The organism is Bacillus sp. PS95 (assembly GCF_037963565.1).
Lineage (GTDB): Bacteria > Bacillota > Bacilli > Bacillales > Bacillaceae > Bacillus > Bacillus subtilis.
Genome location: NZ_CP150160.1, coordinates 1,821,889 through 1,834,482 on the forward strand (window position 1 = coordinate 1,821,889; position 12,594 = coordinate 1,834,482).

Below are 12,594 nucleotides of genomic sequence, written 5' to 3' on the forward strand. Positions count from 1 at the left end.
ATGAGAAATAATGATAATATCCGCATATTAGCTAATCCTTCTGTCAGTCATGGTGAGCCTTTACATATATCTGAAAAGCAGCCGGCAACAATACCTGAAGTTTTATACAGAACGGCGGCGGAGCTTGGGGATACAAAGGGAATCATTTATTTGCAGCCGGATGGAACTGAAGTTTACCAATCATACAGACGATTATGGGATGATGGATTGCGCATTGCGAAGGGGCTTCGCCAATCAGGCCTGAAAGCAAAACAAAGCGTGATTTTGCAGCTTGGTGACAATTCACAGCTTCTCCCTGCGTTCTGGGGGTGTGTGTTAACAGGGGTTGTTCCGGCTCCATTAGCCGTTCCGCCAACGTATGCTGAATCGAGCAGCGGCACTCAAAAGCTGAAAGACGCATGGACGCTTCTTGACAAGCCAGCGGTGATTACGGACCGAGGGATGCACCAGGAAATGCTCGATTGGGCAAAAGAACAAGAGCTTGAAGGGTTCAGGGCAATTGCTGTAGAGGATCTGCTCAGCGCTGAAGCGGACACAGATTGGCATCAATCCAGTCCTGAAGACTTAGCGCTTTTATTGCTGACTTCAGGCAGTACGGGAACGCCCAAAGCAGTTATGCTTAATCATCGTAACATTATGAGCATGGTGAAAGGGATTATTCAAATGCAAGGCTTCACCAGAGAGGATATTACGTTTAACTGGATGCCGTTTGACCATGTCGGAGGGATCGGAATGCTGCATTTGCGGGATGTTTATCTTGGCTGTCAGGAAATTAACGTCTCAAGCGAAACAATCTTAATGGAGCCGTTGAAATGGCTGGATTGGATTGATCATTACCGAGCTTCTGTTACGTGGGCGCCGAATTTTGCGTTTGGCCTGGTTACTGATTTTGCAGAAGAAATAAAAGATAGGAAATGGGATCTGTCTTCAATGCGATACATGCTCAATGGCGGTGAAGCAATGGTAGCCAAGGTAGGGCGCAGAATACTTGAGCTTTTAGAACCACATGGACTGCCTGCTGACGCCATCCGACCTGCATGGGGAATGTCCGAAACTTCATCGGGCGTTATTTTTTCTCATGAATTTACCCGGGCTGGAACAAGTGATGATGATCATTTTGTTGAAATAGGCTCTCCAATCCCCGGCTTCTCTATGAGAATTGTGAATGACCATAATGAATTGGTTGAAGAGGGCGAGATCGGCCGTTTTCAAGTCTCGGGTCTTTCTGTTACTAGCGGTTATTACCAGCGGCCTGATTTGAATGAGAGTGTGTTTACAGAGGACGGCTGGTTTGAAACCGGAGATCTTGGCTTTTTGCGAAACGGGCGCTTAACCATAACAGGTCGTACGAAAGATGCAATTATCATTAACGGCATTAATTATTACAGTCATGCAATTGAGTCTGCAGTTGAAGAATTATCTGAAATTGAAACTTCTTATACTGCTGCTTGCGCTGTCCGTCTGGGCCAGAATTCAACAGATCAGCTGGCTATCTTCTTTGTTACTTCCGCAAAATTAAATGATGAGCAGATGTCTCAGCTTCTTAGAAACATACAATCCCATGTCTCACAGGTGATCGGAGTCACCCCGGAATATTTGCTGCCTGTACAAAAAGAAGAGATTCCAAAAACGGCTATTGGAAAGATCCAGCGCACCCAGCTAAAAACTTCATTTGAAAATGGAGAGTTCGACCACTTGCTACATAAACCCAATCGGATGAACGATGCGGTCCAGGATGAGGAGATGCAGCAAGCAGACCATGTGAAAAGAGTAAGGGAAGAAATACAGGAGCATCTGCTCACCTGTTTGACTGAGGAGCTGCATGTTTCCCGCGATTGGGTGGAGCCAAATGCAAATATCCAAAGTCTTGGTGTGAATTCTATTAAGATGATGAAGCTCATTCGATCGATCGAGAAAAACTACCATATCAAACTAACAGCCAGAGAGATACATCAATATCCTACAATTGAACGCTTAGCCAGCTATCTATCAGAACATGAAGACCTCAGCAGCTCGTCTGCTGACAAAAAGGGCACGGACACATATAAAACCGAACCGGAAAGGAGTCAGGCAACTTTTCAGCCTCTCTCTGAGGTTCAAAAAGGATTATGGACATTGCAAAAAATGTCACCCGAAAAAAGTGCATATCACGTACCTCTCTGTTTTAAATTTTCGTCAGGGCTTCACCTTGAAACATTACAGCAGGCTTTCGGCCTTGTATTGAATCAGCACCCAATCTTAAAGCACGTCATCCAAGAGAAAGACGGAGTGCCATTTCTTAAAAATGAGCCAGCACTTTCAATTGAAATCAAGACAGAAAACATCTCAAGTATGAAAGAGTCTGATATTCCTGCTTTTCTTAGAAAGAAAGTAAAGGAACCGTATGTAAAGGAAAACAGCCCGTTAGTGCGTGTCATGAGCTTTTCCAGATCTGAACAAGAGCATTTTTTATTAGTTGTCATTCACCATTTGATTTTTGACGGAGTTTCGTCTGTCACATTTATACGCAGTCTGTTTGATACCTATCAGCTTCTTTTAAAAGGACAGCAGCCGGAAAAAGCTGTTTCTCCTGCCATTTATCATGATTTTGCGGCATGGGAGAAAAACATGCTTGCCGGCAAAGACGGTGTGAAGCACCGTACATATTGGCAGAAACAGCTATCGGGAACTTTGCCGAATCTTCAGCTGCCTAATGTCAGCGCAAGTTCAGTCGATTCTGAGTTTAGAGAGGATACATACACCAGGCGGCTGTCCAGCGGCTTCATGAATCAGGTCAGAACGTTTGCGAAAGAGCATTCTGTAAATGTCACGACGGTATTCTTAAGCTGCTATATGATGCTGCTTGGCCGTTACACCGGCCAAAAGGAACAGATCGTCGGCATGCCGGCCATGGTGAGGCCGGAAGAAAGATTTGATGATGCCATTGGACATTTTCTCAATATGCTCCCGATTCGGAGTGAGCTGAACCCGGCAGACACTTTTTCTAGCTTTATATCAAAATTGCAATTAACGATATTGGATGGGCTTGATCATGCAGCATATCCTTTTCCAAAAATGGTGAGGGATCTGAATATTCCTCGCAGTCAAGCAGGTTCACCGGTATTTCAAACCGCTTTTTTCTATCAGAATTTTCTTCAATCCGGAAGCTATCAAAGCTTGCTGAGCCGCTATGCTGACTTCTTTTCTGTCGATTTCGTTGAGTATATTCACCAAGAGGGCGAATACGAATTAGTATTTGAACTGTGGGAAACAGAAGAAAAAATGGAGCTGAACATCAAGTACAATACTGGGCTGTTTGATGCGGCTTCTATATCCGCCATGTTCGACCATTTTGTTTATGTAACAGAGCAGGCGATGTTGAATCCTTCTCAGCCTTTAAGAGAGTATTCTTTATTACCTGAGGCAGAGAAGCAGATGATTCTCAAAACATGGAACGCCACAGGAAAAACGTATCCATATATAACTTTTCATGAGTTGTTTGAGCAGCAGGCGAAAAAGACGCCTGATAGAGCGGCTGTCAGCTATGAAGGTCAAACATTGACGTATCGGGAGCTTGATGAGAAAAGCACACAGCTGGCCATTTATTTGCAGGCGCATGGAGTGGGTCCTGACCGTCTGGCGGGGATCTATGTGGATCGATCGCTGGACATGCTAGTGGGTTTATTAGCGATCCTCAAGGCTGGGGGAGCCTATGTGCCGCTAGACCCGTCCTATCCGGCTGAACGATTAGAATACATGCTTGAGGACAGTGAAGTTTTCATTACACTGACGACATCGGAATTAGTAAATACGTTGAGTTGGAACGGTGTCACAACAGCTCTTTTAGATCAAGATTGGGATGAAATTGCTCAAACAGCCTCTGATCGAAAAGTGCTTACACGCACTGTCACGCAAGAGAACTTGGCATATGTCATTTATACATCCGGCAGCACAGGAAAGCCAAAAGGTGTCATGATACCGCATAAAGCTTTGACAAACTTTCTCGTTTCGATGGGGGAAACACCAGGTCTTACGGCAGAGGATAAAATGCTTGCTGTCACAACCTACTGTTTTGATATTGCAGCTCTGGAATTATTTTTGCCTTTAATAAAGGGCGCACACTGCTATATTTGTCAAACGGAGCATACAAAAGACGTTGAAAAACTGAAACGGGACATCCGCACGATCAAACCGACAGTGATGCAGGCAACCCCCGCTACGTGGAAGATGCTCTTTTATTCAGGCTGGGAAAATGAAGAGAGCGTGAAAATTTTATGCGGTGGCGAAGCATTGCCTGAGACATTAAAACGATATTTCTTAGATACGGGCAGCGAAGCCTGGAATATGTTCGGGCCAACCGAAACAACTATCTGGTCAGCGGTTCAGCGCATTAACGATGAATGCTCTCATGCCACGATAGGAAGGCCAATCGCCAATACACAAATCTATATTACGGATTCTCAGCTCGCGCCAGTGCCGGCAGGTGTCCCGGGTGAGCTGTGCATTGCAGGAGACGGTGTGGCGAAGGGCTACTACAAAAAGGAAGAATTAACGGATTCGAGATTCATTGACAACCCTTTTGAGCCTGGGTCTAAGCTTTATAGAACGGGAGACATGGCCCGCTGGCTTACGGGAGGGCGAATTGAATATATAGGCCGCATCGATAATCAAGTAAAAATCCGCGGATTCCGTATTGAACTTGGTGATATTGAAAGCAGGCTTAGTGAGCATCCCGGCATTCTGGAATGCGTTGTGGTCGCAGATATGGATAACCTAGCTGCCTATTATACAGCTAAACATGCAAATGCTTCTCTCACAGCGAGAGAGCTGCGTCATTTTGTGAAAAACGCTTTGCCTGCCTATATGGTGCCTTCTTATTTTATTCAGCTTGATCATATGCCGTTAACTCCGAACGGAAAGATAGATAGAAACAGCCTTAAGAATATCGATTTATCAGGGGAGCAGCTAAAGCAAAGGCAGACCTCTCCTAAGAACATTCAGGATACTGTTTTTACCATTTGGCAGGAAGTGCTGAAAACGAGTGACATTGAATGGGATGACGGATTTTTCGATGTGGGCGGGGATTCGCTTCTCGCGGTCACTGTGGCTGATCGTATCAAACATGAACTATCCTGTGAGTTTTCTGTCACAGACCTGTTTGAGTATTCAACGATTAAAAATATCAGCCAGTACATCACTGAACAGCGAATGGGCGATGCAAGTGACCATATGCCGACAGACCCGGCAGCTCATATAGAAGATCAGTCTACCGAGATGAGTGATCTCCCAGACTATTATGACGATAGTGTAGCGATTATTGGCATATCGTGTGAATTTCCAGGGGCAAAAAATCATGATGAATTTTGGGAGAACCTCAGAGACGGCAAGGAAAGCATAGCGTTTTTCAATAAAGAAGAGCTTCAGCGCTTTGGCATTTCAAAGGAGATAGCGGAGAATGCCGACTATGTCCCTGCTAAAGCTTCAATTGAGGGGAAAGACAGATTTGATCCAAGCTTCTTTCAAATCTCTCCTAAAGACGCTGAATTTATGGACCCTCAGCTTCGGATGCTGCTGACTCATTCATGGAAAGCAATAGAAGATGCCGGTTATGCTGCGAGGCAGATTCCGCAAACCAGTGTTTTTATGTCGGCAAGCAATAATTCTTATCGCGCGCTGCTGCCGTCAGATACAACAGAGAGCTTGGAGACGCCGGACGGCTATGTTTCGTGGGTGCTTGCACAGAGCGGGACGATTCCGACAATGATTTCTCATAAGCTCGGGCTGAGAGGGCCAAGCTATTTCGTTCATGCCAACTGCTCATCATCTCTGATTGGATTGCATTCTGCCTATAAGAGCCTCCTGTCGGGTGAATCTGATTATGCTTTAGTTGGCGGTGCAACGCTGCATACCGAGTCAAATATCGGATATGTGCATCAGCCGGGGCTGAACTTTTCGAGTGATGGACATATTAAAGCTTTTGACGCTTCAGCTGACGGAATGATAGGCGGTGAGGGCGTTGCTGTTGTATTGCTGAAAAAAGCAGCTGATGCAGTAAAGGACGGGGATCATATCTATGCCTTGCTGAGAGGCATTGGTGTAAATAACGACGGCGCTGACAAAGTCGGCTTTTATGCTCCAAGCGTTAAAGGCCAGGCTGACGTGGTCCAACAGGTCATGAATCAAACGAAGGTACAGCCTGAATCCATCTGCTATGTAGAAGCACACGGGACCGGAACGAAGCTGGGGGACCCGATCGAGCTGGCGGCTTTAACAAACGTTTACAGGCAATATACAAATAAAACGCAATTTTGCGGCATTGGGTCGGTGAAAACCAATATCGGACATTTAGATACAGCCGCCGGTCTTGCGGGCTGCATTAAGGTCGTGATGAGTCTTTATCATCAAGAGCTTGCACCGAGTATTAATTATAGGGAGCCGAATCCAAATACAGACTTAGCCAGCTCTCCTTTTTACGTTGTCGATCAAAAGAAAACGTTAAGCCGTGAGATCAAAACGCACAGGGCTGCACTTAGCTCGTTCGGGCTTGGCGGGACAAATACCCATGCCATTTTTGAACAATTCAAAAGGGATTCAGATAAGAGAAAGATAGACGGAACCTGCATCGTCCCGATCTCGGCGAAAAATAAAGAGAGGCTGCAAGAGTATGCAGAAGACATTCTGGCCTATTTGGAAAGAAGAGGGCTTGAGAACAGCCAGCTGCCTGATTTTGCGTATACCCTTCAGGTGGGGCGCGAAGCGATGGAGCATCGCGTTGTCTTTATTGCCGATCATGTAAATGAGTTAAAACAGAGGCTCACAGATTTTATCAATGGAAAAACAGCGATTGAAGGCTGTTTTCAAGGAAGTAAGCACAATGCCAGGGAGGTTTCATGGCTGACGGAGGATGAGGACAGCGCTGAACTCATACGTAAGTGGATGGCCAAAGGAAAAGTAAACAAGCTTGCAGAAATGTGGAGCAAGGGAGCGCATATAGATTGGATGCAGCTTTACAAGGGTGAGCGCCCAAACAGAATGAGTCTGCCGACTTATCCATTTGCAAAGGAACGATACTGGCCGTCGCAGGATGACCGCAAACCGGTGGCGCAGATATCCGGAAATCAGACAGGGATCGGCTCTATTCATCCATTGCTTCATCAGAATACATCTGATTTTTCTGAACAGAAATTCAGTTCGGTTTTCACTGGTGACGAATTCTTCCTGAGAGACCATGTGGTAAGAGGAAAGCCTGTGCTTCCTGGTGTTGCGTACCTTGAAATGGTGTACGCGGCTATAAACCAGGCGGCAGGAAGTGAAATTGGCCAAGATGTCAGAATCAGATTGAATCATACAGTCTGGGTTCAGCCTGTTGTGGTTGACAGACATTCAGCTCAAGTGGATATCAGTCTCTTTCCTGAAGAAGATGGAAAAATCACCTTTGACATTTACAGTATACAGGAAGACGGGGACGACCCTGTTATTCATAGTCAAGGCAGTGCGGAGCTGGCATCTGCTGCCGAAACGCCAGTCGCAGATCTCATTGAAATATCACGCCGCTGCGGCAAAGGAAAGATGTCGCCTGATCAATTTTACGAAGAAGGCAGAAGCAGAGGAATGTTCCATGGCCCGGCCTTTCAAGGAATTAAGAATGTGAATATAGGAAACAGAGAGGTTTTGGCGCAGCTGCAGCTTCCAGAAATCGTTTCTGGAACGAATGAACAGTTTGTGCTGCACCCAAGTATCATGGACTCCGCCTTGCAGACAGCAACAATATGCATCATGCAGGAATTGACGGATCAAAAGCTGATTTTGCCATTTGCGCTTGAGGAGCTTGAGGTGATCAAAGGGTGTTCTTCTTCTATGTGGGCTTATGCCCGCTTAAGTGACAGCGATCACTCCGGAGGGGTTGTTCAGAAAGCGGATATCGATGTCATTGACGAGGGTGGAAGCGTATGTGTCAGGATCAAAGGATTCTCAACGAGAGTATTAGAAGGGGAGGTTCATCCTTCAAAGCCTTCAACACGGCACGAACGCTTAATGCTTGAACCGGTGTGGGAAAAACAGAATGAAGAACGAGAGGACGAAGATCCTTCGTACACGGAGCATATCATTGTTCTCTTCGAAACTGAACGAAGTGTCACAGACAGCATTGCCTCCCACATGAAAGATGTCCGTGTGATTACTCTAAACGAAGCTGAAGGACATATTGCTGAACGTTATCAATGTTACATGCAGAACATTTTTGAACTCCTGCAAAGCAAGGTCCGTGAGCTTTCTGCAGGCCGTATCATCATTCAAGCGATTGTTCCGCTGGAAAAAGAGAAGCAATTGTTTGCCGGCGTTTCCGGTCTGTTTAAAACAGCAGAAATAGAGTTCAGCAAACTGACTGCTCAGGTCATCGAAATTGAGAAACCTGAAGAGATGATAGACCTTCACCTCAAGCTGAAAGACGACAGCCGGAGACCATTTGACAAACAGATTCGATATGAGGCTGGATACCGTTTTGTGAAAGGCTGGAGGGAAATGGTGCTTCCTTCAGCTGATACGCTTCACATGCCGTGGAGAGACGAAGGTGTTTATCTAATCACAGGCGGAGCAGGAAGCTTAGGCCTTCTGTTTGCAAAGGAAATTGCCAATCGAACTGGCCGGTCTACTATTGTGCTGACGGGACGATCTGTTTTAAGTGAGGATAAGGAAAACGAACTGGAAGCTCTTCGAAGCATCGGAGCGGAGGTTGTCTATCGGGAGGCTGATGTAAGTGATCAGCATGCGGTTCGTCATCTTTTTGAGGAAATCAAAGAAAGATATGGCACTCTCAATGGAATTATTCACGGTGCAGGCAGCATTAAAGATCACTTCATCATTCATAAAACGAATGAAGAGTTTCAAGAAGTGTTGCAGCCTAAAGTAAGCGGGTTGTTACATGTAGACGAATGCAGCAAGGATTTCCCATTGTACTTTTTCATTTTCTTCTCATCTGTTTCGGGATGTTTAGGAAACGCTGGACAAGCCGATTATGCGGCAGCCAATTCGTTTATGGATGCATTTGCTGAATACCGCCGTTCTCTTGCGGCATCAAAAAAGAGATTCGGCTCCACCATTTCCTTCAATTGGCCGTTATGGGAAGAAGGCGGTATGCAAGTCGGCGCTGAAGATGAAAAGAGAATGCTGAAAACGACGGGAATGGTCCCGATGCCGACAGATAGTGGCTTGAAAGCATTTTATCAAGGGATAGCATCTGATAAGCCGCAAGTTTTTGTGATGGAAGGACAGCTTCAGAAAATGAAGCAAAAACTGCTTTCCGCAGGATCGAAAGCCAAGCGGAACGATCAGAGAAAGGCGGATCAGGATCAAGGACAAACTAGAAAATTGGAAGCAGCCTTAATCCAGATGGTTGGCGCAATTTTGAAAGTAAACACAGACGATATCGATGTCAACACAGAGCTGAGTGAGTACGGATTCGACTCAGTTACATTCACTGTCTTTACAAACAAGATCAACGAAAAATTTCAGTTGGAGCTAACACCGACCATTTTCTTTGAATATGGTAGCGTCCAAAGCCTGGCTGAATATGTAGTTGCTGCGTATCAGGGCGAATGGAATCAAGATGCTACTGCTAAAGGCATAGATGAAAGAACAAACTTAGTGCACAGTTTAAGCAGCCTGGAGGCATCATTAAGCAACATGGTCAGTGCAATTTTAAAAGTAAATAGTGAAGATATTGATGTCAATACAGAGCTGAGTGAATACGGATTTGATTCCGTTACATTTACGGTCTTTACAAACAAGATAAACGAAGAATTTCAGTTGGAGCTAACGCCGACCATTTTCTTTGAATATGGAAGCATCCACAGCCTGGCTGAGTATTTGACCGTTGAACATGGTGACACCCTGGTTCAGGAGCGAGAAAAACCAGAGGGGCAGGAAGAGTTACAGACAAAATCCCCTGAAGCGCCGAAAATCACATCACGTAGAAAGCGCCGCTTTACACAGCCTATTATTGCAAAAGCAGAAAGAAACAAAAAGCAGGCTGCCGATTTTGAGCCGGTTGCAATTGTCGGCATCAGCGGCCGATTCCCTGGCGCTATGGATATAGACGAATTTTGGAAAAACCTAGAAGAAGGAAAAGACAGCATCACAGAAGTTCCAAAAGATCGATGGGATTGGCGGGAGCATTATGGAAACCCAGACACTGACGTCAATAAAACCGACATCAAATGGGGCGGGTTTATAGATGGTGTCGCAGAGTTTGATCCGTTGTTTTTTGGTATTTCGCCGCGAGAAGCTGATTATGTAGACCCTCAGCAGCGCTTGTTAATGACATACGTGTGGAAGGCATTGGAAGATGCGGGTTGCTCGCCGCAAAGCCTTTCGGGGACAGGGACTGGTATCTTTATCGGTACGGGAAACACCGGTTATAAAGATCTATTCCATAGAGCGAATCTTCCAATTGAAGGCCATGCTGCTACAGGTCATATGATTCCTTCGGTAGGCCCGAATAGAATGAGTTATTTTTTAAATATTCATGGTCCGAGCGAGCCAGTAGAGACGGCTTGTTCCAGTTCTCTTGTAGCCATTCACCGTGCTGTGACTGCGATGCAAAACGGTGATTGTGAGATGGCGATCGCTGGAGGCGTGAATACGATCTTAACCGAGGAGGCGCATATTAGCTACAGCAAGGCGGGGATGCTCAGCACAGACGGCAGGTGTAAAACCTTCTCCGCCGATGCGAATGGCTATGTCAGAGGCGAAGGGGTCGGAATGGTCATGTTGAAAAAGCTGGAAGATGCCGAGCGCGACGGAAATCATATTTACGGCGTTATTCGGGGGACAGCGGAAAATCACGGCGGAAGAGCCAATACCCTGACATCGCCTAATCCGAAAGCACAAGCTGATTTGTTGGTGCGTGCATATCGCCAAGCAGGCATAGATCCAAGCACTGTCACATATATCGAAGCACATGGAACAGGGACGGAATTGGGCGATCCGATTGAAATAAATGGGCTGAAAGCTGCGTTTAAGGAACTATCCAATATGAGAGGCGAGAGCCAGCCGGATGTTCCGGATCACCGTTGCGGCATCGGCTCAGTTAAAAGCAATATCGGTCATTTAGAGCTAGCAGCAGGTATTTCCGGTTTGATCAAAGTGCTTTTGCAAATGAAGCATAAAACGTTAGTGAAAAGCCTGCATTGCGAGACGCTTAATCCTTATCTTCAGCTGACTGACAGTCCGTTTTACATCGTTCAGGAAAAACAGGAATGGAAGTCTGTCACAGATCGCGACGGAAACGAGCTTCCGCGCCGTGCCGGAATCAGTTCGTTTGGGATTGGCGGAGTAAACGCGCATATTGTGATTGAAGAATATATGCCAAAAGCCAATTCAGAACACACGGCTACAGAACAGCCAAACGTAATTGTGCTGTCGGCTAAAAATAAAAGCAGGCTGATGGATCGTGCTTCGCAATTGCTTGAGGCGATTCGCAATAAAAAATATACAGATCAGGAGTTGCACCGCATCGCTTACACCCTGCAGGTCGGACGCGAAGAAATGGATGAGCGTCTGGCGTGTGTTGCGGGGACGATGCAGGAACTTGAAAAGAACCTGCAGGCGTTTGTTGACGGTAAGGAAGAAACAGACGAATTTTTCCGGGGACAGTCTCATCGAAATAAAGAGACCCAGACTATTTTTACAGCGGATGAAGATATGGCGTTGGCACTTGATGCTTGGATCAGAAAAAGAAAATACGCCAAACTTGCTGATTTATGGGTCAAAGGGGTCTCAATCCAGTGGAACACATTATACGGAGAGACCAAACCGCGCCTGATCAGCCTCCCTTCATATCCGTTTGCGAAGAATCACTATTGGGTGCCGGCAAAGGAACATTCAGAAAGAGACAAAAAAGAACTGGTTAATGCGATTGAAGATCGGGCTGCATGCTTTTTGACGAAACAATGGAGTTTGAGTCCAATTGGCTCAGCAGTGCCGGGGACAAGAACTGTTGCCATCCTGAGCAATCAAGAGACAGCAGATTTAGCAGCAGAAGTGTCTTCGTATTTTCCGAATCATCTCTTATTAGATGTGAGCCGGATAGAAAATGATCAGTCAGACATTGATTGGAAAGAGTTTGACGGCCTAGTGGATGTCATCGGATGCGGTAAGGATGATGAGGGCCGGCTGGATTGGATTGAATGGGTGCAAAGACTGGTTGAATTCGGGCATAAAGAGGGGCTCAGGCTGCTTTGTGTGACGAAGGGGCTCGAATCGTTTCAAAACACATCTGTCCTGATGGCTGGTGCGTCACGGGCTGGGTTGTATCGAATGCTCCAATGCGAGTACAGCCATCTTATATCAAGGCATATGGATGCTGAGGAGGTTACTGATCATCGCCGTCTCGCGAAGTTGATCGCTGATGAGTTTTATTCCGATTCTCATGATGCCGAGGTTTGCTACAGAGATGGTTTACGGTACCAAGCTTTTCTAAAAGCTCATCCGGAAACAGGTAAGGCCACGGAACAAAGCACGGTCTTCCCGAAAGATCATGTGCTTCTCATTACAGGCGGCACACGAGGCATCGGACTATTATGCGCCCGTCATTTTGCAGAGTGCTATGGAGTGAAA

The 12,594-nt window shown here is 46.0% G+C and carries 1 protein-coding gene (only partly in view); it reads left to right on the forward strand.

Annotated elements, in window-relative coordinates:
- Positions 1 to 12,594 carry the 5' portion of a polyketide synthase PksJ gene (gene pksJ / locus NSQ12_RS09490; protein WP_339176529.1) on the forward strand. The gene runs 2,538 nt beyond the window's last position, so the window shows 12,594 of its 15,132 coding nt (coding positions 1-12,594); it begins with the start codon at positions 1 to 3; its stop codon lies beyond the right edge, outside the window.